Source organism: Bacillus aerolatus, assembly GCF_009183655.1.
GTDB classification, from domain to species: domain Bacteria; phylum Bacillota; class Bacilli; order Bacillales; family Domibacillaceae; genus Pseudobacillus; species Pseudobacillus aerolatus.
In genome coordinates, this window is sequence record NZ_WEIO01000003.1 from 352,129 (window position 1) to 375,788 (window position 23,660).

A 23,660-nucleotide genomic window follows, 5' to 3' on the forward strand; every position below is an offset into this window, starting at 1 on the left:
TGTCGGGGCAGTACAGGCGTTTCCGCTTTTCTATTAAAAAACAGCAGCGTTTATTTTTCGCTGCTGTTTTCGACTGGATCGACTACTTTTTTCATTTTTTTTGTAAATTCTTTTCTCGGCAAAATGACGCTGTGTCCGCAGCCTTCACACTTTATACGGATATCCATGCCGAGCCTGATGATTTTCCAGCGATTCGTTCCACATGGATGCGGCTTTTTCATTTCCACTACATCATTTAACTCAAACGTCTTGTCCATTGGATCAGCTCCTTTTCGCACGCTCATACTTTTTTGGCGCCACCGCCTCTTCCTGTTCACCGCGGGAGTACATAACTAGCCGTGGGAATGGAATTTCAATTCCGTTTTCATCTAGACACAATTTTACCTCTTTGCGGAGCATCCGGGCAATAAACCAATGGTTCATTGGAGTTGTTTCAGCAATTATTCTTAAAATGACATCAGATGCTACAAGATTTTGTACTCCGAGAAGCTTAGGTGGAGCCACAATTTCTTCATATTTGTCTGGCATTGTTTCGAGCAGATTATTAATCACCTTTTCAGCTTCATCGATGTTCTCTTCGTAAGCAATGCTGACATCAACAACCGCCACGCTGTTGTGAATGGAAAAGTTGGTCACTTCGTTGATTGAACCATTAGGTAAAATATGAAGCTGTCCTGTCCATTCTTTTATTTTTGTTGTTCTCAAGCCAATTTCCTCTACGGTGCCTTCAAAATTGCCAATACGAACAAAATCTCCTACTGAAAATTGGTCTTCGAAAATAATGAAAAATCCGGTAATGATGTCACGCACGAGGTTTTGCGCGCCAAACCCAACCGCAAGGCCTACTACCCCGGCCCCGGCAATCAATCCTTTAATGTCAAAAGTTAATATTGCCAAAACGTTCATTAAAGCAATGAAGTACACAACATAGGAAATAACATTTTCCGTCAATTTTAAAAGCGTATTCTCCCGACGCTCCGAAAAAACAAGAGGAGCTTTTGAGCGCAAATGAAAGAAGTTGCGAACTGCCGCTTTGGCAATTTTAATAACAAAAGCAGCCACTATAAGTGTAAGAATGATTTTTACGGTGCCCTCGCCTAGTGCTAGCCACGTTTCTTCATTTATCAATTTAGCCCAGATTTTTTCGACCATCCGTTCAATTGTAGACATTAGATTTCTCCTTTTTTATGCAGTTTAAAGGACAATTTTCATTTTAACAAGAATAGCAAAGAATTTGTAGTTAGGCACATTCTTGAGAAACTTTTCTTTTTCACCCGGCAGTACGTATAGAAATTGATTAAAATCCGTATACTCTTACTATTATCCAGCAGGAGGTAACATATGAATCTTAAAAATCTGTTTGAACGTAAACCCGACTCATACAGCATTCATTATAAAGAGCAGCAAGCGGCTTCTGCGTTCGCCGATCATTTGCTGACGTTGCTGCCGCCTCCGGGAAGCTGTCCGGTTGTGTTCACATTCATCGGTACCGATCGCTCTACCGGAGATTCTCTCGGTCCGTTAATCGGCACGCTGCTTGAAGAAAAGAAACTCTTTCACTTTCATACTTACGGCACGCTTGAACATCCCGTTCATGCAGTCAATCTCGTCGAAAAGCTGGCCTACATTCAAAAACACCATAAACACCCATTTATTATTGGAGCGGATGCTTGCTTGGGCGGGTTAAAAAATGTAGGAAATATCCAAGTCGGCAAGGGGCCGGTAAAGCCAGGTGCCGGAGTAAAGAAAGAATTGCCGGCTGTAGGCAACGCTCACATAACTGGTATTGTGAATGTAAGCGGCTTTATGGAGTTTTTTGTACTGCAAAACACACGGCTGCATCTCGTAATGAGTATGGCCCGGGTGATTGCAGAAGGGATTGCAGAAGCATCTGTTCGCTATTCAGCCGCCGCGGTACTGCAAGGAATATCCTCTCCTGAACTTGACGCTTCTCCCAATCCGAGCAAACAAGCGATTATGTACACAAAGCATTTACTCAAAAAAGATATTGAATCGTAATAATGAACCCGACAACAAAGAGGCTTGGCAATAAATTGGCTACTCGCACTTTTGTCAAGCCGAGTAAGTTTAGTCCAATGGCCAAGATCATGATACCGCCGGCTGCGGTCATTTCTACGATAAAGGCATCCATCCACTCTTCTGGAACAAACCGGTTGATTTGTGTGGCAAACAAGGCAATGGTTCCTTGATACAAAATGACTGGAACAGCCGAAAAGATGACGCCGATTCCTAAAGTAGTAGTTAAAATTAAAGCTGTTACACCGTCAATGATCGCTTTTGTTAAAAGTACTTCATGATTACCGCGGATCCCGCTGTCAAGCGCTCCGATTATTCCCATAGCTCCAATGACAAAAATTAACGTCGCTGTGACGAATCCCTGTGAAATGCTCGTTTCGCCCGCTTCTTTGCCAATCTTTTTTTCCAGCCATAAACCTGTCTCGTTCAGTTTTTCATCGAGCGCTAGCACTTCTCCGATGGCTGCTCCAATAACAAGGCTAATAATAACTGTTAAAAAATCTTCACTTTTTAACCCCATTTGCAAACCGAGTACGACTACAGCCAGGCCGATTGCCTGCATAACTGTACCTTTTATCCCTTCTGGAATACGATTTAACAACTTGCCTAGTAGAGCGCCGACAATGATCGTCAATCCATTGATAATCGATCCGAAAAGCACCATTTCCCTTCCCCCATTCATTTTTAATTAAAAGATTTATTCAATAACAATAAAAATAGCTGCCAGCAACCGGCAGCCCCGTAATTAATCCTGCTTAAGTAAATCAAGAATTCGGTTTAAATCTTCTGTTGATAAAAACTCGATTTCGATTCTTCCTTTTTTCTTATCTTTCGTCTGTTTAATATGAACAGACGTTCCAAATTGTTCTCTTAGGAAATCTTCTCGCTCTTTTAAAAATACGTCCTTCACTTGTTTAGGCGGCAATGTTTCACGTGAAACATTTTCATGAAGCTGTTGAATCCATTTTTCCAACTGCCGGACGTTTAAACCTTCTGTTATGACTTTATTAGCAGCTTGAACAATTTGTTCTTTCGTTTTTAAGCCAACGAGCGCCCGTCCGTGGCCCATCGTTAATTTTCCTTCAGTAATAAATTGCTGCACTTCACTCGGCAATGAAAGCAGACGAAGGTGATTAGCCACGTGAGAACGGCTTTTTCCCATTTTCGCTGCTAATTCTTCCTGGGTGAGTTTTAGTTTTTCAATAAGTGATTGATAAGCAGCTGCTTCTTCAAGTGCCGTTAAATCTTCTCTTTGCAGATTTTCAAGTAATGCCATTTCCATCATCTGATCATCAGTCAGCTTGCGGACAACGACTGGAACTTTTTCAAGCTTCGCTGCTTTTGCTGCCCGATATCTTCTTTCTCCGACAACAATCTCATAGCCTTTAATGCTTTTGCGGGCAATAATCGGCTGCAAGATCCCATGTTCTTTAATCGATTCTTTTAACTCTTCAATTGTTTCTTCTTTAAAAATTTTGCGCGGCTGATAAGGATTCGGTCGCAGCTCCTTCAGTTTTATCTCTTTAACCGCTTCTTCGTTTTCCAGTTCGAGGTCTCTAAAAATGGCATTTATCCCTCTCCCTAACCCTTTAGCCATTGGCCGCTACCTCCTTTGCGAAGTCTAAATACATTTCTGCTCCCTTTGAACGCGGATCGTAAAGAATGATTGGTTTTCCGTGGCTTGGCGCTTCACTGAGACGAATATTCCGCGGAATAATTGTTTGATATACTTTGTCCTGGAAATACTTTTTCACTTCTTCAATCACTTGCAGTCCGAGGTTTGTACGAGCATCAAGCATCGTCAGCAAAACGCCTTCGATCGCTAATTCTTTATTTAAGTGTTTCTGTACGAGGCGTACAGTATTTAACAACTGGCTTAATCCTTCAAGGGCATAATACTCACACTGAACAGGGATAATGACAGAATCAGCCGCTGTTAAAGCATTAATTGTCAATAGCCCGAGCGACGGCGGACAATCGATTAAAATATAATCAAAGCTGTCGCGTACTTCTTCCAACGCTCTTTTCAACCTCAATTCCCGGGAAATGGTCGGCACAAGTTCGATATCTGCCCCTGCTAGTGAAATGGTTGCCGGTGCAACGAATAAATTTTCCCCAGCAGCTTGTTTAATAATGTCTGTTATATGTGTATCATCTACTAATACGTCATATAAACATTGGTCGACATCGCCTTTTTCAATTCCGCTGCCACTCGTTGCGTTTCCTTGCGGGTCAATATCTACTATCAGCACTTTTTTATCTAAAGAAGCTAAACAAGCTCCCAGATTTACAGAAGTAGTTGTTTTTCCTACTCCTCCTTTTTGGTTAGCTATTGCAATAACTTTTCCCATCCGGCCCACCTGCTTTCTCCTATCCTAATAATCTGTTGTATTTCCATTTTAACAAAAATAGCGGTCTGAGTTATCATCCTATCTAAAATATTTTCCATTAGAAAAGCGGAGAGCGCCCGCTTATCGGCGACAAGCATAAGACAAGCCGGCTGGAAGGTTGTTCTTTAACCTTCTGGACGGATTGGCTTATGACCTCGAGCCGATGGCGCTCGGAGCTGGACAACGAAAAAAGTGAGAAACCATCAACCGGTTTCTCACTTTATTTCTTTTTCGGTATTTTGATCGTAATTTGGTAAAAGTCTTCAAACTCTTCTTCCTGTGACTTTAAATCAATGCCGTTATCGCTTACCATAGACAAGGACTGACGGATAGTATTGACGGCTATTCTCACGTCTTTGCTAAAAGCTTTGCGGCGGGGTTTTGGCTTTTCCTTTGATGTGTTCAGCAGCTGAATGACCCGGTCTTCCGTTTGTTTGACGTTTAGCTGCTTGTCAATCACTTCATTCATTATTTGTACTTGCTTTCCCGGATTCTTTAAAGGTATCAAAGCCCGGGCATGGCGTTCGGTGATTTTCTTTTGCGCTAAAGCTTCTTGAATTTCTTGAGGCAGCTTTAACAGCCGCAGCTTATTAGCGACAGTAGATTGCCCTTTTCCAAGACGCTGAGCAAGGGCTTCCTGGGTCAGTCCATGAAGTTCAAGTAATTTGCCATAGGCAATAGCTTCTTCAATGGGCGATAATTCTTCTCTTTGCAAGTTTTCTATTAGAGCAACCGAAGCAGTCTCGGTATCACTTAAATTATTAATAATTGCAGGGACAGTTTCCCATTTTAGTGTTTGGACTGCCCGCCAGCGCCGTTCACCGGCAATCAACTCATATCTCTCATCATCTGTCTCCCGGACAACGATCGGTTGAATAATGCCGTGAATATGAATGGTTCTAGCCAGCTCTTCTATCTTCTCATTATTAAAAATTGTTCTTGGCTGAAAGCGGTTCGGAACAATCAGGGAAACCGGAATCTGTTTGACTTCTTCTCTCTCAACTGTTGATTCTTCTTCTGTTACTGTTGTTTCTTCTGGCTGCTCTTCCGCTGTTTTTTCCCCCATGCTAAAAAAACGAGAGAAACGATGCTTCATGACCCCTACACCACCTTTAACAAACTCCCTTTATACCTATTCTCTCTTTAATAGCCTTCTTCCTTCTTCTATAGACTGCTTTTTTTACTTTTTAAAGAAAATAAAGTTATCCACAAGTGGATAACTTTACTCGATTGGTGATTTATTCGGCGTTCCTGGTTTTCGAGGATACTTTTTTGATGTTGCTTTTGTTTTTTCAATCACCATAATCGTCCGCTCGCTTTCTTCCATAGGAAGCATAAATGAATGATCCGTTTTTAAACGTCCACCGAGCACATTAAGCGCTTTTTGACTGTTTTGCAGCTCATCTTTCGCACTGGCTGCTTTCATTGCCAAAAAGATGCCTCTAGTCTTCACAAGCGGCAAACACAATTCACTCAACACGGACATGCGGGCGACCGCACGGGCCATCACTACATCGTATTGCTCTCTATGTTCAGGCTGCCTGCCAAATGTTTCGGCGCGGTCGTGGTAGAAATGCACATCGTTTAACTGCAGCTGCCCGGCCAAGTGATTTAAAAAAGTAATTCGTTTATTGAGTGAATCTACGATCGTCACGCGCAGATGCGGGAAAGCTATTTTTAACGGGATGCTTGGAAACCCGGCTCCCGCTCCGACGTCGCATATAGCAAGACTACCGGAAAAATCAAAGTAAAACGCAGCCGACAGCGAATCATAAAAGTGCTTTAAATACACTTCTTCTTCGTCTGTAATAGCTGTTAAGTTCATTTTTTCATTCCATTCAACGAGCAGTTTGTAGTATAAATCAAACTGTTCAAGCTGGGAAGGAGAAAGGTCGATCCCTTTCTCCGCAAGCAATTGCTGAAATTGTTCTTTATTCACTTGCCTAACATCCCTTCAACTAGACTTAATTAGCTGTGCGGGCTATGCGGCCCTGTTCGATATAAATGAGCAAAATAGAAATATCGGCTGGATTGACACCTGAAATCCGGGAAGCTTGGGCAATGGAAAGAGGTCTTACTTCCTTCAAGTTATGACGCGCTTCCGAAGCAAGTCCATTGATGGCATCATAATCAATGTTCTCAGGTATTTTTTTGTTTTCCATTTTCTTTAGCTTTTCCACTTGCTGAAGGGATTTTTCAATGTATCCTTCATATTTTATTTGAATTTCTACTTGTTCCTCCACTTCGGCGTCCAGCGCTTCAGGGGAAGGAATAAGTTGGTGCAAATGGCTGTAATGCATTTCTGGCCGTTTTAAGAGATCTGTGGCGCGGATACCGTCTTTTAGTTCGCTGCCGCCAGCCTCGCGGATAATAGCTTGCGTTTCTTCATTTGGCTTAATAATAATTGATTTCAGCCGATCTATTTCCCCGGCAATAGCCGCTTTTTTCGCCAGGAACCGTTCGTACCGTTCTTCAGAAATTAAACCAATTTGATAACCAATTTCCGTCAGGCGCAAATCAGCATTGTCATGACGCAGAAGCAGGCGATATTCCGCACGGGAAGTAAGCAGGCGGTATGGCTCGCTCGTTCCTTTCGTAATGAGGTCATCAATTAGCACACCGATGTAAGCATCTGACCGGCTTAAAATGACTTCGCCTTTGCCGAGTACGCGGCAAGCCGCATTAATGCCCGCCATCATGCCTTGTGCAGCCGCTTCTTCATAACCGGATGTTCCATTAATTTGGCCAGCTGTATAAAGATTTTTCACTTTTTTCGTTTCAAGTGTCGGCCAAAGCTGTGTTGGCACAATCGCATCATATTCAATGGCATAGCCCGCTCGCATCAGCTGAGCTTTTTCAAGACCCGGAACCGTGCGCAGCATGCGATATTGCACGTCTTCCGGCAAGCTTGATGACAAGCCCTGCACGTACACTTCTTCCGTATTCCGCCCTTCCGGCTCCAAAAAGATTTGGTGGCGCGGCTTGTCATTAAAGCGAACCACTTTGTCTTCAATAGATGGGCAGTACCGCGGACCTTTCCCTTTAATCATTCCGGAAAACATCGGGGAACGGTGCAAGTTTTCACCAATAATTTTATGTGTTTCTTCGTTCGTATAAGTGAGCCAGCAAGGGAGCTGGTCTGTAATAAACTTCGTTGTTTCATAACTGAAAGCATGTGGCTCTTCATCGCCCGGCTGAATTTCTGTTTTGCTGTAGTCAATCGTCCGGCTGTTCACACGCGGCGGTGTCCCTGTTTTAAAGCGAACGAGATCAAATCCGATTTTCTCCAGGTATTCAGACAGACGGATCGATGGCTGCTGGTTATTCGGTCCGCTGGAATATTTTAAATCGCCGATAATGATTTCGCCGCGCAAAAAGGTTCCCGTTGTAATGATGACCGTTTGAGACCGATAAACCGCTCCTGTTTGCGTCACAACTCCGCGGCACTCGCCATTTTCTATAACGAGCTCTTCTACCATCCCTTGAATAAGCGTTAAGTTTTCTTCATTTTCAATCGTTTTTTTCATTTCTTGCTGATACAGCACTTTATCGGCTTGTGCTCTTAACGCTCGCACAGCCGGTCCTTTACCAGTATTCAGCATGCGCATTTGGATATGTGTTTTGTCGATGTTCTTGCCGATTTCACCGCCGAGCGCATCAATTTCCCGAACAACAATTCCTTTTGCCGGACCGCCAATCGACGGATTACACGGCATATAAGCAATCATGTCCAGATTAATGGTAATCATTAAAGTCTTAACGCCTGCCCGTGCAGCCGCAAGTCCTGCTTCCACGCCGGCATGGCCGGCACCGACAACAATGACATCGTATTGGCCAGCTTCATATTGTGGCATGTTTTTTCCTCCTAGTTGTATTATTTATTATTTCCCGAGACAAAATTGCGAGAATAACTGATCAATTAAGCTTTCATGGACACTTTCACCAATAATTTCACCTAACAATTCCCACGTTCTTGTTAAATCAATTTGAATAATGTCAATTGGCGTGCCTGACTGTGTATTTTCAATAGCGTCTGTAATGGATGACAGCGATTGGTTAAGCAAAGCAATGTGGCGGGAGTTGGAAACGTATGTCATATCACCGGATTCAATCGCACCCGAGAAAAACAACGAAGCAATCGCTTCTTCAAGCTCGTCTATACCCTTTTCCTCCAATAAAGAAGTCGTGACAAGCTGTTTTCCTTCTGTCAGTTCTTTCACACGTTCCATGTTGATTTGCTGCGGCAAGTCTGTTTTGTTGACAATGACGATAACATCCATACCAGCTGTAGCTTCAAACAGCTTTTCATCCTCCGCTGTTAACTGATCGGAATAATTCAATACGAGCAAAATTAAATCCGCTTCCTTTAACACTTGGCGTGACCGTTCCACGCCAATCCGTTCAACAATATCTTCTGTTTCACGGATGCCAGCTGTGTCAACGAGACGCAGCGGGACTCCACGCACATTTACGTACTCTTCAATGACGTCACGGGTTGTTCCCGGAATATCTGTCACAATCGCTTTGTTCTCTTGAACGAGTGCATTCAATAAAGAAGATTTTCCGACATTCGGGCGGCCGATAATAACTGTGGACAGTCCTTCACGCAAGATTTTCCCCTGTTCGGATGTTCGCAGCAGCTTTTCTATTTCTTTTTGAACAAATGCTGCTTTTTCCAACAACACGCGATGTGTCATTTCTTCGACATCATCATACTCGGGATAATCGATATTCACTTCAATATGTGCGAGCGTTTCAAGAATCTCCTGGCGCAGCTGGCGGATCAGCTTCGAGAGGCGGCCTTCCATTTGATTCAGCGCCACGTGCATTGCTTTATCTGTTTTGGCACGAATTAAATCCATGACAGCTTCAGCCTGCGATAAATCGATCCGGCCGTTTAAAAAAGCCCGCTTCGTAAATTCGCCCGGTTCTGCCAGTCGTGCTCCTTCGTTTAAAACAAGCTGTAATACACGATTAACGGAAACGAGCCCGCCATGGCAGTTTATTTCAACGACATCTTCCCGTGTAAACGTCTTTGGTCCTCTCATGAGAGACAGCATTACTTCTTCCACCGTCCGGCCTGTTTTCGGGTCGACTAAGTGGCCGTAATGAATCGTGTGGCTCGCGGTTTCAGTCAATGTCTTTTTGGATGGGCTTTTAAAGACTCGGTCTGCAATCTTTACTGCTTCCTCGCCACTTAAACGTACGATAGCGATCGCACCTTCCCCCATCGGTGTAGAAATAGCGGCAATTGTATCAAAATCCAACCTTTTCACCTCTTCCTTCTTCCGGTGTTATCTATAGAAATAAATGAAGTTTTATTCTCAAACCACTAGACTAACATAAGCGGTGTGATTTAAAAAGAAGGCTGTTTTGTCCACAGCCTTCTTTTAATCTTATTTATTTTAACTTATTAACGTGTGGATAACAATAATTACTGCGATTGGTTTTTTGGAAAATAAAGTAACAAACTATTAAATAGAAAAATAAAAAAGGCTTCCCGGGTGTTCCTTTCTTTTTATAAGATAAGGACTTACCGGGAATGCCTTTATTTCGTTTTTGGTGCAATGACCATAGAACGCTTTGGTTCGGCGCCTTCTGAAAATGTCCGAATGCGCCGATCGCCAGAGAGCGCCGCATGAACAATTTTTCGTTCAAAAGAAGGGAGCGGCTCCAGGCGGACTGGTTTTCCTGATGACACTGCTTTTTCAGCCATGCGTTTCGCTAACGCGGCAAGCGTTTCTTCTCTTCGTTTTCGGTAGTTTTCAGCATCAAGCGTAAAATGAATGAAGTCTTTTGAGTGGCGGTTAATGACGAGCTGAGTGAGCTGCTGCAAAGAATTCAACGTTTGTCCTCTTTTTCCAATTAACAAAGCAATTTTTTCACCTGAAAGCGAGAAGATGACTTGCTTGCCTGCTTTTTCCACTTGGATGTGCGGAAAGACGCCTAAATGAGCGGCAATAGACAATACGTAAGTTTTCGCTTCTTCGACCGGATCTTGTGCTCTCAATCTAACTTTTACAGATGCAGGCCGCTGTCCGAAAAGACCAAAAAGCCCCTTTTTTCCTTTGTCCAAAACGTCGATTTCTACTCTTTCTTCTGTTACTTTCAGCTGTTTCAAAGCTGATTGAAGAGCTTCTTCAACTGTTTGACCGACAGCCGTAACTTCTTTCATTCATGCCCCTCCTAGTCGTTAACTGAAGTGGTCTTGCTGACACTAGGTTTGTTAATAATGAGTGTTTGTACAATCATGAAAATGTTTCCTACTACCCAGTACAGTGATAAAGCGGCCGGTAAGTTCACCGCGAATACGATGATCATAATCGGCATGAGCCAAAGCATCATTGCCATTTGCGGATTTTGATTCATTGCACCAGCCATCATTAATTTTTGCTGCAAGAAAGTTGTTACTCCTGCCACGAGAGGAAGAATGAAAAATGGATCTGGTGAACCGAGGTCGAACCATAAGAAGTTATCCTGCTTAATGGCTTCTGTTCGCATGATCGCTTGGTAAAATCCAAAAATAATCGGCATTTGCACGATCAGCGGAAAACAGCCGGCCAGCGGGTTTACTCCATGCTTTTGAAAAAGAGCCATCGTTTCCTGCTGCATTTTTTGTTGAGTAACAGCGTCTTTTGATTTATACTTTTCTTTAATTTTTTGCATTTCAGGCTGCAATACTTGCATGGCCTTCGCATTTTTCGTTTGTTTAATCATCAAAGGCAAAATGATTAGACGAATGATAATCGTGACAATAACAATTGACCACCCATAACTTCCAACTGCTTCCGCTGTTTTCATAATGACTAGTGAAAGCGGATAAACAACAAATTCGTTCCAAAAGCCTTCACTTTCCGGTGTAATTTCTTTGTTTACTTCTGTACAACCGGCCAGCAGCATCGTCATTGCTGCTAAAAAAATTAAGGCTATCATCTTTCTATTCAAACTCATATTCCCCCTGTCAGTCTTTCATAGCAGCCGCCAGCAGGCGAATGCAGCCAAACTCATATGATAGAGAATGTATTTTATTGCTATTTATTTATAGTCAGACCGATATGCTCTTCTGCTCAGCGCCTTTGCCCGTTTTAATACATGGATCAGGCTTTTTTTCACTTCATTGCCATCCATGTCAGCCGCGGGCTTCCGGGCGATAATAATGAAATCATATCCGGGCAGAATTTCTTCTTTTAGTTCCGTAAAGCTTTGTCTGATGCAGCGTTTGACCCGGTTACGTGTCACCGCATTCCCAATTTTTTTACTCACAGACAAACCAATTCGGAAAGGAACATTTAATTCATTTTTGTACATATAGACAACAAACTGACGATTGGCAAATGACTTCCCGCCTTTGAAAACGGATTGAAATTCACTGTCTTTTTTAATACGGAACGTTTTTTTCATCAGTCAATCACCTTTTCTACGTCATTTTTACTAAAAAAAAGACCACTGAGATTTTTCAGTGGCTTATGCAGATAATACTTTTCTTCCTTTAGCACGACGGCGAGCAAGAATGCGACGACCGTTTTTAGAGCTCATACGGCTACGGAAACCATGAACCTTGCTTCTTTTACGCTTATTTGGTTGGTAAGTTCTTTTCATTATAAAACACCTCCCTGAGGAATGGAAAATTTAACGTTAAAGACAGTCCTTTTGATTATAAAGACGAACCATCCTCCTGTCAACACCTTCTCTAGAAATAACGAAAAGCGGAAGCGCCTGTTCTGCCTTAGACAAAAATGTTCTTCCCCCTGTCCAGCTGCAGGCGCCAGCGCGTACGCAGATTTCACCCTCTCTGTCGGAGTCTAAAAAGCGGAGCCGACTGCTCTGGAGCGACAAGCATATGACCTAGAGCCCCAAGGAGGCGAAGCTGGACAAGAAAAGTGGAAGGTACTCATTCATAGAGCAGAGCAGATCCAATCCATTTATCCCCGACAGAGAAAGCAAAAAATTTTCTTTTCACGTTATACCCAGCTTTTTTTCAGCAGCTGTGGATAATTTTCGACAGCTATTTTTTTATTCACACTCCTTACTGACAACTTTTTCACAAATGCGCAGCCTGTGGAAAAGTTATTTGCACAAGCTGCATGTACTGTGGATAAATTTTATATGTCATTGCAACAAAGCACTTTTTCTGCTATTATTATTTTGTTTTCACTCTGGATAAGTGGTTTCTGATTTATAATTATCCACAAACTGTGAACAACCTGTGGACAAGTTATTCAGCCTCTCTGCAAAACTTTGTCCACAGGTTGTGAATCATGTCGAAAAACTACTTTTTTCTTATTTATATATTTAACCACAATCAAGTGAGTGCATAAATATAAAAATCAGATAAAAAACTGTTATATAATAGCTGCAATTTGATTAAGAGGAGGGGGCCTTATGGAAAATATCGAGGATCTTTGGAACAAAGTGCTGGAAAGCATAGAAAAAAAAATTAGCAAGCCAAGCTTTGATACGTGGCTAAAATCCACGAAAGCACATTCTCTACAAGGTGATTCCATTACTATTTCTGCTCCAAACGATTTCGCCAGAGACTGGCTCGAGGGACATTATTCTCAATTAATTTCCGGGGTACTCGGTGAAATTACTGGTGAACAGCTGGCCGTCAAATTTATCATTCCCGAAAGCCAGGCATCTGAGGACTACGGGCTTACTATGCCAAAAAAACGGAAAAAGAAAGACGAGTCATATGAATTTCCGCAAAGCATGTTAAATCCTAAATACACTTTCGACACATTTGTCATTGGCTCCGGCAACCGTTTTGCCCATGCGGCTTCGCTCGCTGTTGCAGAGGCACCGGCCAAAGCTTATAACCCGCTGTTTATTTATGGGGGAGTGGGACTTGGTAAAACTCATTTAATGCACGCAATTGGCCACTATGTACTAGAACATAATCCAGATGCAAAAGTTGTTTATTTATCTTCTGAAAAATTTACAAACGAATTCATCAATTCCATCAGGGATAACAAAGCAGTTGATTTTCGCAATCGGTATCGTAATGTAGACGTTCTTCTGATAGATGATATTCAATTTCTTGCCGGCAAAGAACAGACTCAAGAAGAGTTTTTCCATACGTTCAATACACTTCATGAAGAAAGTAAACAAATTATCATATCCAGCGATCGGCCTCCTAAAGAGATTCCAACACTTGAAGACAGACTGCGTTCCCGTTTTGAATGGGGTTTAATCACAGATATTACCCCTCCAGATCTGGAAACGCGGATTGCTATTTTACGCAAAAAAGCGAAAGCTGAAAATCTCGACATTCCAAATGAGGTCATGCTTTATATCGCTAACCAAATCGATACGAATATTCGCGAGCTTGAAGGAGCACTTATTCGTGTAGTTGCTTATTCTTCGTTAATTAATAAAGATATAAACGCAGACCTTGCAGCAGAAGCATTGAAAGATATTATTCCGAGTTCAAAACCGAAAGTCATCACGATCCAGGCCATCCAAAAAGTTGTCGGTGAGCAATACAATATTAAACTTGATGATTTTAAAGCGAAAAAACGGACAAAGTCCATTGCGTTTCCTAGACAAATTGCCATGTATTTGTCACGCGAACTGACAGATTTTTCGCTGCCTAAAATTGGGGAGGAATTTGGCGGGCGGGATCATACAACCGTCATCCATGCTCATGAAAAAATTTCAAAGCTGCTTGATACCGACAGCCAATTACAATATAAAGTGAAAGAAATTCAAAGTATTTTAAAATCTTAATAGTGTGAATAACTTTCTGTAGTTTACAAACAGTCTGTCCACATGTGGATAGGCTGTCTTTACTTTCATTTTTTAGCTTATCCACATATTCACAAGCCCTACTACTATTACTATTACTTTTTTAATATAAAATTATTATTATATGCAGCAGCTGCAAATATCATGCTTAAATACCGAAAGGAGAAAAAAATGAAGTTTTCAATTCAAAAAGATCGTTTTGCTCAAAGTGTACAAGATGTATTAAAAGCAATCAGTTCGAGAACAACGATACCCATTTTGACAGGGATTAAAATAGATGCCACAGAAGAAGGCATTAAGCTGACTGGCAGTGATTCAGATATTTCAATTGAGTCTTTTATTCCAAAAGAGGAAGAAGATCAAGTCATTGCTGATATTAAACAAGTTGGCTCTATCGTACTTAATGCACGTTTTTTCAATGAAATTGTGAAAAAGTTACCTTTAGAAAAAATTGAAATTGAAGTGATTACCTCTTTTCAAACAGTAATTAGGTCAGGCCAGGCGGAATTCAACTTAAACGGCCTCGATCCTGAGGAATATCCGCATTTACCGCAAATTGAAGAAGGTGAAGTGTTTAAACTGCCAACAGATCTGCTTAAAGCCATGGTCAGGCAGACAGTTTTCGCAGTGTCCACCTCAGAAACACGACCTATCTTGACAGGTGTCAACTGGAAAGTAGAAGATGGCGAATTAATTTGTATTGCTACAGACAGCCACAGGCTTGCTTTGCGAAAAGCGGCAGTAGAAACGGATGCAAATGCTGAATATAACGTCGTAATACCAGGAAAAAGCTTAAATGAATTAAGCAAAATTTTAGATGATACACAAGAACCGGTGGAAATTGTTATTACAGACAATCAAGTGCTTTTCCGGGCTAAGCATTTATTGTTTTACTCTCGGTTGCTTGAAGGGAATTATCCTGATACGAGCAGGTTAATTCCAGCTGACAGCAAAACAAAACTGGAATTAAACACGAAAGAATTTTTACAGGCAATCGACAGAGCTTCCTTACTTGCAAGAGAAGGACGCAACAACGTGGTGAAATTATCGATGATTGGCGAAGAGATGATTGAAGTCTCCTCTAACTCCCCGGAAATTGGGAAAGTGACTGAACAAGTGAAGAGCCAGTCCGTTGAAGGAGAGGAACTTAAAATCTCCTTTAGTGCCAAATATATGATGGATGCGTTGAAAGCACTTGAAGGGACAGAAATAAATATTCAATTTACTGGGGCGATGAGACCTTTTGTCATCCGTCCTCAGCATGACGATTCAACTTTGCAGCTGATTCTGCCAGTGAGAACGTATTAACTCCTCTCAAAAAGGGAACAATGTGGGAAAAAAAGAAAGAAAAGGCTGTTTCCTGAAAAATGGGCAGCCTTCTTTCGTTTGCTTCTAGCTCCAGCGTCTAGCCCCTCGAGGTCAAATAACCTTTCCTCAATGAAGTCAAAAAGCGACTTCTTTGAGGAAAGAACATTTGCTTGTCGGGGCTGATCAAGGCGCTTGCGCTTTTGTTCTTCTTCTCCTTTGTGTTAAGGTAAAAAGTTTAGTAAAATAAAGTATTAGAGAATTCAATCGAAAGCAGTGAGAATAAATGGACAAAAAAATAGCCATTGAAACGGAATATATCCCTTTAGGTCAATTTTTAAAGCTTGCTGAGGTGATTCAAACCGGCGGTATGGCCAAATGGTTTTTAAGCGAGCATGAAGTGTATGTAAACGGAGTGCTTGACCAACGCAGAGGGAGGAAGCTTCGTGCAGGCGACCGGGTAGAAATTCCGGGTGCCGGCAGCTTTGAAATTGTGGATTCATAAAACAAAAGGGTGTTTTGCACATGCACATAACAGATCTGTCTTTAGAGAACTATAGAAATTATGTTTCTTTAGATATTGAATTTGAAAATAAAGTGAATGTTTTTCTTGGAGAAAATGCCCAGGGGAAAACAAATATAATTGAATCCATTTTCGTGCTGGCTATGGCAAAATCCCACCGGACCTCCAACGATAAAGATTTAATTCGCTGGGAAGCGGAGTATGCTAAAATAAAGGGAAGGGTTCAAAAAGCTCGAAGTTCTATCCCGCTGGAATTAATCATTTCAAAAAAAGGAAAAAAGGCGAAATGCAATCATCTTGAGCAGCAGCGCTTGAGCCAGTATGTTGGAAATATGAACGTCGTAATGTTTGCACCGGAAGACCTTCATCTTGTTAAAGGAAATCCTCAAGTGAGAAGGCGCTTTATCGATATGGAAATCGGCCAGGTATCTCCTGTCTATCTTCACGATATTAGCCAGTACCATAAAGTGCTGCAGCAAAGAAATCATTACTTAAAGCAGCTTCAAATAAAAAAAACGAATGATTTTACGATGCTCGACGTTTTAACCGATCAGTTAATTCAACTAGCTGTAAAGATTGTCAGAAAAAGATTTGATTTTATCCACTTGCTGCAAGACTGGGCCCGAACTATTCATTCAGGGATCTCACGCGGGGGGGAAAACCTTGATATTTTATACGAGCCGTCTGTAGATGTATCAGATGGGCACGATTCGTCAAAAATGGTTAACATATTTGAAGAAAAATATCATTCCCAGCGGAAAAAAGAAGTGGAGCGGGGAGTGACGATGAGCGGCCCGCACCGCGATGACCTCGTTTTCCAGGTAAACGATAAAAATGTGCAGACGTTTGGTTCTCAAGGCCAGCAGCGGACGACGGCTTTATCCGTCAAATTAGCGGAAATTGAACTGATTCATTCTGAAATCAAGGAATACCCCATCCTTTTACTTGATGATGTGCTGTCAGAACTTGATGATTACCGGCAATCACATTTATTAAATACGATCCAGGGGAAAGTACAAACATTCGTGACTACGACGAGTACGGAAGGGATTAACCACCAAACATTGCAGGAAGCCGCTACATTTGCAGTAAAAGAAGGAACAATCTCGCAAGTAAAGTGAGGGAGCATCCATGTATGTTCAAATTAGTGAAACAGCTATTTTACGAACGAATGAAATTATTGCTATTATCGACCAGAACAGCACGGATTTGTCCGAAAAGAATGCGGCGAACAAAGTTCATAAAGATTCTTTAGCTCTCCTAGCCAATGGCGGTTATAAATCGGTTGTCGTAACCGGAGATCACTTTTATCTTTCTCCTTTTTCATCTCATACATTAAAAAAACGAATATATGAAAATCACTTACAAAAGTCTGGCGGATAACAAATTTATGTTAAAAGCAGGCTTTCAAAAGAAAGGGCAGGTGAACGGATTTGACTATGGAACAACCTAATGTAGCTAACCAGCCTTCTTATGATGAAAACCAAATACAAGTATTAGAAGGACTTGAAGCCGTTAGAAAGCGGCCGGGAATGTATATCGGTTCAACGAGTGGAAGAGGTCTTCATCACCTTGTATGGGAAATCGTTGATAACAGCATTGATGAAGCACTCGCAGGATACTGTGATAAAATTCAAGTCATTATTGAAAAAGATAACAGTATTACCGTTAAAGATAACGGCCGGGGAATTCCGGTCGGCATCCAGGAAAAAATGGGCCGGCCGGCAGTAGAAGTTATTTTGACCGTTCTTCACGCAGGTGGAAAATTCGGCGGCGGCGGTTATAAAGTGTCCGGCGGCCTGCACGGTGTAGGGGCTTCTGTCGTCAACGCTCTATCAAGCCAGCTTGAAGTGTTTGTCCACCGTGATGGAAATATTTATTACCAATGTTATAAACGCGGCGTGCCGCAGGAAGATCTTAAAATTATTGGTGAAACAGACTATACAGGGACAACCATTCAATTTCAGCCGGATGAGGAGATTTTTACAGAAACGACTGTATATGAATACGACACGCTTGCTAATCGGCTGCGCGAACTTGCTTTCTTAAACCGCGGCATTAAAATCGTCATTGAAGACCGCCGTGAAGAAGGAAAAACGAATGAGTACTACTATGAAGGCGGGATTAAGTCTTATGTAGAGCATTTAAACCGGACAAAAGAAGTGGTGCACAGCGAGCCAATTTACATGGAAGGCACGAAAGAAGGAATTTCTGTTGAAATTGCTCTGCAATACAACGAAGGCTTTGCCAGCAACTTATATTCTTTCGCCAACAACATTAATACGTATGAAGGCGGGACACACGAGTCTGGATTTAAAACAGCTTTAACACGTGTGATTAATGACTATGCCCGCAGAAGCGGTTTAATTAAAGAAGCGGAAACAAATTTGTCGGGTGAAGATGTCAGGGAAGGTTTGACAGCGATTGTTTCCATCAAGCATCCGGATCCCCAATTTGAAGGACAAACAAAAACGAAACTTGGCAACTCCGAGGCCCGTACAGTAACGGATTCGGTTTTCTCTTCCCGTTTTGAATCCTTTTTGCTTGAAAATCCGGCTGTGGCTCGAAAAATAGTGGAAAAAGGTTTAATGGCAGCCCGTGCGCGAATGGCCGCTAAAAAAGCGAGAGAGTTAACTCGCAGGAAGAGTGCACTCGAAGTATCCAGCCTGCCTGGGAAATTGGCTGACTGCTCGTCACGCGATCCGGAAATCAGTGAATTGTATGTAGTTGAGGGAGACTCGGCTGGTGGATCGGCTAAGCAAGGACGTGACCGCCACTTTCAGGCAATCTTGCCGCTCCGCGGAAAAATTATTAACGTAGAGAAAGCCCGTCTTGATAAAATTTTATCGAACAATGAAATTCGGACAATCATTACCGCACTGGGCACAGGAATCGGAGAAGAGTTCGAAATCTCCAAAGCCCGTTACCATAAACTTGTTATTATGACGGATGCAGATGTGGATGGAGCTCATATTCGCACCTTGCTGCTCACTTTCTTTTTCCGCTATATGCGTCAGCTGATCGAAGCAGGCTTTGTTTACATTGCTCAGCCGCCATTGTACAAAGTTACACAAGGAAAGCGAATTGAGTATGCTTACAATGACCGCCAGCTCGATGAGATTATAGCGACTCTTCCGGAAAATGCGAAACCAGGACTGCAGCGCTATAAAGGACTTGGTGAAATGAATCCGGAACAACTATGGGAAACAACGATGAACCCGGACACGAGAACGTTGCTTCAAGTCAGTCTGGAAGATGCCATTGAAGCGGATGAAACGTTTGAAATACTGATGGGGGACCGGGTAGAACCGCGTCGTCAGTTTATTGAGGAAAACGCTCTGTATGTGAAAAACCTGGATATTTAAAAGGGGCAAATTAAGCCTGGAAAATAGACTGTCAGGAAAAGCAGGATAGATGTTAATCTATCCTGTATGTCTTTTTTTATCCTAGTGCACTGAATATTTTTTAAAGCAGTTCGTTGAAGGAGGTCTTTAAAAATGGCTGAAACGCCTCGATCCAAAGTAACGGAGATTAATATTAGCCAGGAGATGCGTTCATCTTTCTTAGATTATGCGATGAGTGTAATCGTATCCCGGGCTCTTCCGGATGTTAGAGATGGCTTAAAGCCAGTTCACCGCCGGATCTTATATGCAATGAACGATTTGGGTATGACCGCTGATAAAGCGTACAAAAAATCTGCCCGGATTGTTGGTGAAGTGATCGGTAAGTACCATCCTCACGGTGATTCGGCTGTGTATGAAACGATGGTGCGGATGGCGCAGGATTTTAACTACCGCTATATGCTTGTAGACGGCCACGGTAACTTTGGTTCCGTTGACGGAGATGCTGCCGCTGCGATGCGTTATACAGAAGCACGCATGTCCAAAATATCGATGGAATTAATACGCGATATTAACAAAGATACGATCGATTATAAAGACAACTATGATGGGTCAGAAAGAGAACCCGTTGTGCTGCCGGCTAGATTCCCTAACTTGCTCGTTAATGGGACATCAGGCATTGCGGTCGGCATGGCGACGAACATTCCTCCTCACCAGCTTGGAGAAGTGATCGATGGACTCATTGCTTTCAGTAAAAAAGAAGATATGACCATTCCGGAAATTATGGAGTACATACCGGGACCAGATTTCCCAACGGGCGGAATGATCATGGGAAGAAGCGGCATTCGCCGGGCGTATGAAACAGGGAAAGGCTCTTTAATCATTAGAGCTAAAGTAGACATTGAGCAGCGTGCTAATGGCAAAGAAACAATTATCGTAAATGAGCTCCCTTATCAGGTTAATAAAGCGAGGCTAATAGAGAAAATTGCTGAGCTTGTGCGTGATAAAAGAATTGATGGCATTACTGATTTAAGAGATGAATCGGACCGGAACGGCATGAGAATTGTGATGGAAGTCCGCCGGGATGCCAATGCGAATGTCCTGTTAAATAATTTGTACAAACACACGGCTATGCAAACGAGTTTTGGGATTAATTTGTTAGCACTCGTGGACGGGCAGCCGCGTGTATTAAATATACAAGAATGCCTCTATCACTATTTAGAGCACCAGCGGGTTATTATCCGCCGCCGCACTGAGTTCGAACTGAGAAAAGCAGAAGCGAGAGCGCATATTTTAGAAGGTTTAAGAATTGCTCTCGACCATATTGATGAAATTATCAGCTTAATTCGTAGTTCTCAAACAACGGAAATTGCCAAACAAGGGTTGATGGAGCAATTTTCTTTATCCGAAAAGCAAGCGCAAGCTATTCTTGATATGCGGCTCCAGCGTTTGACAGGTTTGGAAAGAGAAAAGATTGAAGAAGAGTATCAAAACTTGATTCAATTAATTGCTGAGTTAAAAGCTATTTTGGCCGATGATGAAAAAATTCTTGCGATTATTCGCGAAGAATTGCTGGAAATTAAAGAGAAATTTAATGATAAGCGTCGGACGGACATCATGGATGCCGGTATTGAAGGCATCATGGATGAAGATTTAATCCCGCGTGAACAAGTTGTTTTAACGCTCACGCATAACGGCTACGTGAAAAGGCTGCCTGCATCCACTTACCGCAGCCAAAAACGGGGAGGCCGCGGCATACAAGGCATGGGCACAAATGAAGACGACTTTGTCGAACACTTGATGACCACTTCCACACACGACACGATTCTCTTTTTCACGAACAAAGGAAAGGTTTACCGTTTGAAAGGGTACCAGATTCCTGAATTCAGCCGAACAGCAAAAGGTATACCGATCATTAACTTATTAGGTGTTGAAAAAGATGAATGGGTGAACACGATGATTCGTGTCGAGCAATTCACTGAAGATCACTACTTATTTTTTGCCACAAAGTCAGGTATCGTGAAGCGTACACTGTTAACAGACTTTGCTAATATTCGAACAAATGGCTTAATAGCTCTTAATTTACGGGAAGATGACGAATTAATCTCTGTACGGCTGACAGACGGCAATAAGCATGTGGTAGTAGGTACACGCAAAGGAATGATGATTCGCTTTGAAGAGGAAAATGTCCGCCAAATGGGACGTGTGTCAACCGGAGTAAGAGGGATCAGACTTGCCTCTGATGACGTTGTTGTGGGAATGGAGTTGCTTCATGAAGACGATTATGTACTTATCGTAACAGAGAACGGTTATGGAAAACGTACACCGGAAAAAGAATACCGCATCCAGACGAGAGGCGGAAAAGGGCTGAAAACGTGTAATATCACAAGCAAAAATGGCCCACTTGTTGCGATTAAAACAGTTAGCGGCGAAGAAGACTTAATGCTGATTACAGTCGGCGGCGTTCTCATTAGAATGGATATAGATGATATTTCCATCACCGGAAGAAACACTCAAGGAGTAAAACTCATCCGGTTGAATGGAGATGAAACGGTGGCAACTGTTACAAAAATAGCTAAAGAAGAGGAAGAAGAGCTTGAAGACATTCTTCCTGATGAAGCGGCAGAAGAAACAGTTCCAAGCGATGAAATAGACGTGGAACCAACAGAATAAAGTGTAATGATAGAGCCGGGTAATCCGGCTTTTTTTGTTTCTTTCCTATCCAATATTTGTTAATATATAGATTAAAAAACCTGGGGGAAAAGACTTATGTACGTGAAGGTAGAAGAGCTGAAGGAAGGAAACGTACTCCTAGAAGATGTCATAAGCAAAGCTCCTGAGCCATTAATGGTGAAGGACACTATCTTAACAAGCTGGCACATAAAAATCCTTGAGGCATTTCTAATTGACAAAGTGGCCATTGGAGGCGCTTCGATGGGAATGGTTGTCGAAAATGCAGGGCTGCCAGCTGAAGAAAAGAAAAGAGCGGCTGTCCCCGTGCAAACGAAAACGAACTTTTTTGAAGTTTACCTTCGAAGTGTAGACGAATATAAAAAAGAATTTCATAAATGGCAGGCAGGATCGGGAGTGGATATTATCCAGATCCGTGAAATCATTTTGCCATTGCTTGACGAAGTGACAGCTGATCCTGGATTGTTTTCCAAACTTTATCAATGCGCGGAAAAAGAAAACTATTACTGCCATCACTCAGTTGTAACCGGATTGTTGAGCGGTGCTGTAGCTGCCCAATTAAATTATGAAAAAGGATTTGTTATACAAACAGCTTTGGCCGGAGCCCTAGCCGATTGTGGAATGGCTAGAATTAATCCGCGCATTCTCTTAAAAGAAACTTCATTAACTGCCGGAGAAAAAAAAGAAGTAGATAAACATCCTGTCTTAAGCTATAAAATGGTGAAAGATATTAACCTTCTTAATCCAGAAACAAAAATAGCCGTATTTCAGCATCATGAGCGAATGGATGGCTCAGGGTATGTCAATGGAGCGAAAGCGGAAAATCTACCTCCAATTTCGCGGATTGTGGCAGCAGCCGATGTATTCCATGCGATGACATCGGACAAGTTATACCGCAAGCGCCAAACCCTATTTAAAGTGATGGAAATGTTTGAACAAGACTTCTTCGGCAAGTTTGATTTACCAACCGTAAAAGCATTGACAGCTTTGTTTACAAAATTGGCGTCCGGTACGGCTGTCCGATTGTCTGATGGCCAATTAGCGAATGTTTTATTCATGAAGCAACAGCACCCGACAAGACCGCTGTTGAAACTGCAAGCCAATGAATCAATAATAGACTTGGAAAAGAGAAGAGATTTACATATAGAAGAAGTGCTTTAAGTTCTTATTTTCGGCTCTGAAAAAATCAAATCAGGTTTTCTCAGAGCTTTTTTCTAAAAGGGAGAAACAAGCATCACTGTAAGAATGAAAAGGAAGGATCAATGTTACCTATTTGTTTGCTTCATCTTTTATTCTGTACGGTAAAAGAAATTTTATAGGAATGTTAACAGCTAACAAGCGGATATTATATAATTTATAAAAAAAATGATAAAAGTTATTGACCTAAAGAATAAGAGATGGTATATTATAAAAGTCGCTTAGATGCGACGGTGATTGAACATTGAAAACTGAACAGAATACAACATGCCAGTAAGTTAATTCTTATTTTTAAAACATGAGCAAGTCAAACATCTTTTTGGAGAGTTTGATCCTGGCTCAGGACGAACGCTGGCGGCGTGCCTAATACATGCAAGTCGAGCGGACTTGACTGGAGCTTGCTCCAGTTCAAGTTAGCGGCGGACGGGTGAG

General features: G+C 42.1%; 22 protein-coding genes and 1 rRNA gene. 10 read left to right on the forward strand and 13 right to left on the reverse strand.

From position 1 onward, the window contains the following. Nucleotides 1–50 precede the first annotated feature (50 nt). The gene (locus F9802_RS07720; RefSeq protein ID WP_152150604.1) at nucleotides 51–257 is read right to left on the reverse strand and encodes a DUF951 domain-containing protein; all 207 of its coding nucleotides are present in this window, start codon (nucleotides 255–257) and stop codon (nucleotides 51–53) included. Nucleotides 258–261: 4 nt separating this feature from the next. Further along, the gene (locus F9802_RS07725) at nucleotides 262–1,170 is read right to left on the reverse strand and encodes a mechanosensitive ion channel family protein (protein WP_152150606.1); all 909 of its coding nucleotides are present in this window, start codon (nucleotides 1,168–1,170) and stop codon (nucleotides 262–264) included. A 171-nt stretch (nucleotides 1,171–1,341) separates the two neighbouring features. On the opposite strand from F9802_RS07725, the gene yyaC reads away from it, so the two are divergent. Further along, on the forward strand, nucleotides 1,342–2,019 hold the full coding sequence (gene yyaC, locus F9802_RS07730) for a spore protease YyaC (protein ID WP_152150608.1): 678 nt from the start codon (nucleotides 1,342–1,344) through the stop codon (nucleotides 2,017–2,019). Here the strand turns inward: yyaC and F9802_RS07735 are convergent. The 11 genes from F9802_RS07735 to rpmH all read right to left on the reverse strand — a co-directional run bounded on the left by F9802_RS07735 (nucleotide 1,997) and on the right by rpmH (nucleotide 12,026). After that, the gene (locus F9802_RS07735) at nucleotides 1,997–2,701 is read right to left on the reverse strand and encodes a DUF554 domain-containing protein (protein ID WP_152150610.1); all 705 of its coding nucleotides are present in this window, start codon (nucleotides 2,699–2,701) and stop codon (nucleotides 1,997–1,999) included. The genes yyaC and F9802_RS07735 overlap by 23 nt on opposite strands. An 81-nt stretch (nucleotides 2,702–2,782) precedes the next feature. After that, a complete protein-coding gene (locus F9802_RS07740) occupies nucleotides 2,783–3,634 on the reverse strand; it encodes a ParB/RepB/Spo0J family partition protein (protein WP_152150612.1) in 852 nt (283 codons plus the stop codon). Next, a complete protein-coding gene (locus F9802_RS07745) occupies nucleotides 3,627–4,388 on the reverse strand; it encodes a ParA family protein (RefSeq protein WP_152150614.1) in 762 nt (253 codons plus the stop codon). Before F9802_RS07745 ends, F9802_RS07740 begins: the two co-directional genes overlap by 8 nt. Before the next feature lie 259 nt (nucleotides 4,389–4,647). Continuing rightward, nucleotides 4,648–5,523, reverse strand: a complete 876-nt coding sequence (gene noc / locus F9802_RS07750) for a nucleoid occlusion protein (RefSeq protein WP_152150616.1) — start codon at nucleotides 5,521–5,523, stop codon at nucleotides 4,648–4,650. A 126-nt stretch (nucleotides 5,524–5,649) separates the two neighbouring features. Next, nucleotides 5,650–6,366 (reverse strand): 16S rRNA (guanine(527)-N(7))-methyltransferase RsmG, encoded by a 717-nt coding sequence (gene rsmG, locus F9802_RS07755; RefSeq protein ID WP_152150617.1) that lies wholly within the window; start codon nucleotides 6,364–6,366, stop codon nucleotides 5,650–5,652. A gap of 25 nt (nucleotides 6,367–6,391) precedes the next feature. After that, entirely contained in the window at nucleotides 6,392–8,281 is a 1,890-nt protein-coding gene (gene mnmG / locus F9802_RS07760; protein ID WP_152150619.1) for a tRNA uridine-5-carboxymethylaminomethyl(34) synthesis enzyme MnmG, read from the reverse strand. A 27-nt stretch (nucleotides 8,282–8,308) separates the two neighbouring features. Beyond that, complete coding sequence (gene mnmE / locus F9802_RS07765) at nucleotides 8,309–9,694, reverse strand: tRNA uridine-5-carboxymethylaminomethyl(34) synthesis GTPase MnmE (RefSeq protein WP_152150621.1); 1,386 nt, start codon at nucleotides 9,692–9,694, stop codon at nucleotides 8,309–8,311. A 281-nt stretch (nucleotides 9,695–9,975) separates the two neighbouring features. Beyond that, nucleotides 9,976–10,602 carry an RNA-binding cell elongation regulator Jag/EloR gene (gene jag / locus F9802_RS07770; protein WP_152150623.1) on the reverse strand — a complete coding sequence of 209 codons (627 nt, stop codon included), beginning with the start codon at nucleotides 10,600–10,602 and terminating at the stop codon, nucleotides 9,976–9,978. Between the two features lie 11 nt (nucleotides 10,603–10,613). Beyond that, entirely contained in the window at nucleotides 10,614–11,378 is a 765-nt protein-coding gene (gene spoIIIJ, locus F9802_RS07775; RefSeq protein WP_404799148.1) for a YidC family membrane integrase SpoIIIJ, read from the reverse strand. Nucleotides 11,379–11,462: 84 nt separating this feature from the next. Continuing rightward, on the reverse strand, nucleotides 11,463–11,828 hold the full coding sequence (rnpA, locus tag F9802_RS07780) for a ribonuclease P protein component (RefSeq protein WP_152150627.1): 366 nt from the start codon (nucleotides 11,826–11,828) through the stop codon (nucleotides 11,463–11,465). Nucleotides 11,829–11,891: 63 nt separating this feature from the next. After that, nucleotides 11,892–12,026: a 50S ribosomal protein L34 gene (rpmH, locus tag F9802_RS07785; RefSeq protein WP_152150629.1), complete on the reverse strand. Its 135-nt coding sequence runs from the start codon at nucleotides 12,024–12,026 to the stop codon at nucleotides 11,892–11,894. A 783-nt stretch (nucleotides 12,027–12,809) separates the two neighbouring features. Here rpmH and dnaA point away from each other — a divergent pair. The 9 genes from dnaA to F9802_RS07830 all read left to right on the forward strand — a co-directional run. Then, a complete protein-coding gene (gene dnaA / locus F9802_RS07790) occupies nucleotides 12,810–14,153 on the forward strand; it encodes a chromosomal replication initiator protein DnaA (protein ID WP_152150631.1) in 1,344 nt (447 codons plus the stop codon). Between the two features lie 189 nt (nucleotides 14,154–14,342). Next, nucleotides 14,343–15,479, forward strand: coding sequence for a DNA polymerase III subunit beta (gene dnaN, locus F9802_RS07795; RefSeq protein WP_152150633.1), 1,137 nt, complete (start codon nucleotides 14,343–14,345; stop codon nucleotides 15,477–15,479). A 283-nt stretch (nucleotides 15,480–15,762) separates the two neighbouring features. After that, nucleotides 15,763–15,981, forward strand: coding sequence for a S4 domain-containing protein YaaA (gene yaaA / locus F9802_RS07800; protein WP_152150635.1), 219 nt, complete (start codon nucleotides 15,763–15,765; stop codon nucleotides 15,979–15,981). 20 nt (nucleotides 15,982–16,001) lie between these two features. Then, on the forward strand, nucleotides 16,002–17,120 hold the full coding sequence (recF, locus tag F9802_RS07805; RefSeq protein WP_152150637.1) for a DNA replication/repair protein RecF: 1,119 nt from the start codon (nucleotides 16,002–16,004) through the stop codon (nucleotides 17,118–17,120). A 10-nt stretch (nucleotides 17,121–17,130) separates the two neighbouring features. Then, entirely contained in the window at nucleotides 17,131–17,382 is a 252-nt protein-coding gene (remB, locus tag F9802_RS07810) for an extracellular matrix regulator RemB (protein ID WP_152150639.1), read from the forward strand. 56 nt (nucleotides 17,383–17,438) lie between these two features. Beyond that, nucleotides 17,439–19,364, forward strand: a complete 1,926-nt coding sequence (gene gyrB, locus F9802_RS07815; protein ID WP_152150641.1) for a DNA topoisomerase (ATP-hydrolyzing) subunit B — start codon at nucleotides 17,439–17,441, stop codon at nucleotides 19,362–19,364. 132 nt (nucleotides 19,365–19,496) lie between these two features. Further along, entirely contained in the window at nucleotides 19,497–22,013 is a 2,517-nt protein-coding gene (gene gyrA / locus F9802_RS07820) for a DNA gyrase subunit A (protein ID WP_152150643.1), read from the forward strand. 96 nt (nucleotides 22,014–22,109) lie between these two features. Continuing rightward, nucleotides 22,110–23,192, forward strand: a complete 1,083-nt coding sequence (locus F9802_RS07825; RefSeq protein WP_152150644.1) for an HD-GYP domain-containing protein — start codon at nucleotides 22,110–22,112, stop codon at nucleotides 23,190–23,192. A 352-nt stretch (nucleotides 23,193–23,544) separates the two neighbouring features. Continuing rightward, nucleotides 23,545–23,660 (forward strand): 16S ribosomal RNA (locus F9802_RS07830); the annotation flags it as partial.

Coding starts and splice junctions, on each gene's coding strand:
- mnmG (WP_152150619.1), bottom strand. CDS start 8,281: ATGCCACAATATGAAGCTGGCCAATACGATGTCATTGTTGTCGGTGCC.
- F9802_RS07720 (WP_152150604.1), bottom strand. CDS start 257: ATGGACAAGACGTTTGAGTTAAATGATGTAGTGGAAATGAAAAAGCCG.
- rnpA (WP_152150627.1), bottom strand. CDS start 11,828: ATGAAAAAAACGTTCCGTATTAAAAAAGACAGTGAATTTCAATCCGTT.
- gyrA (WP_152150643.1), top strand. CDS start 19,497: ATGGCTGAAACGCCTCGATCCAAAGTAACGGAGATTAATATTAGCCAG.
- remB (WP_152150639.1), top strand. CDS start 17,131: ATGTATGTTCAAATTAGTGAAACAGCTATTTTACGAACGAATGAAATT.
- yaaA (WP_152150635.1), top strand. CDS start 15,763: ATGGACAAAAAAATAGCCATTGAAACGGAATATATCCCTTTAGGTCAA.
- jag (WP_152150623.1), bottom strand. CDS start 10,602: ATGAAAGAAGTTACGGCTGTCGGTCAAACAGTTGAAGAAGCTCTTCAA.
- spoIIIJ (WP_404799148.1), bottom strand. CDS start 11,378: ATGAGTTTGAATAGAAAGATGATAGCCTTAATTTTTTTAGCAGCAATG.
- F9802_RS07725 (WP_152150606.1), bottom strand. CDS start 1,170: ATGTCTACAATTGAACGGATGGTCGAAAAAATCTGGGCTAAATTGATA.
- F9802_RS07825 (WP_152150644.1), top strand. CDS start 22,110: ATGTACGTGAAGGTAGAAGAGCTGAAGGAAGGAAACGTACTCCTAGAA.
- F9802_RS07740 (WP_152150612.1), bottom strand. CDS start 3,634: ATGGCTAAAGGGTTAGGGAGAGGGATAAATGCCATTTTTAGAGACCTC.
- gyrB (WP_152150641.1), top strand. CDS start 17,439: ATGGAACAACCTAATGTAGCTAACCAGCCTTCTTATGATGAAAACCAA.
- recF (WP_152150637.1), top strand. CDS start 16,002: ATGCACATAACAGATCTGTCTTTAGAGAACTATAGAAATTATGTTTCT.
- F9802_RS07735 (WP_152150610.1), bottom strand. CDS start 2,701: ATGGTGCTTTTCGGATCGATTATCAATGGATTGACGATCATTGTCGGC.
- F9802_RS07745 (WP_152150614.1), bottom strand. CDS start 4,388: ATGGGAAAAGTTATTGCAATAGCTAACCAAAAAGGAGGAGTAGGAAAA.
- dnaA (WP_152150631.1), top strand. CDS start 12,810: ATGGAAAATATCGAGGATCTTTGGAACAAAGTGCTGGAAAGCATAGAA.
- noc (WP_152150616.1), bottom strand. CDS start 5,523: ATGAAGCATCGTTTCTCTCGTTTTTTTAGCATGGGGGAAAAAACAGCG.
- rpmH (WP_152150629.1), bottom strand. CDS start 12,026: ATGAAAAGAACTTACCAACCAAATAAGCGTAAAAGAAGCAAGGTTCAT.
- yyaC (WP_152150608.1), top strand. CDS start 1,342: ATGAATCTTAAAAATCTGTTTGAACGTAAACCCGACTCATACAGCATT.
- dnaN (WP_152150633.1), top strand. CDS start 14,343: ATGAAGTTTTCAATTCAAAAAGATCGTTTTGCTCAAAGTGTACAAGAT.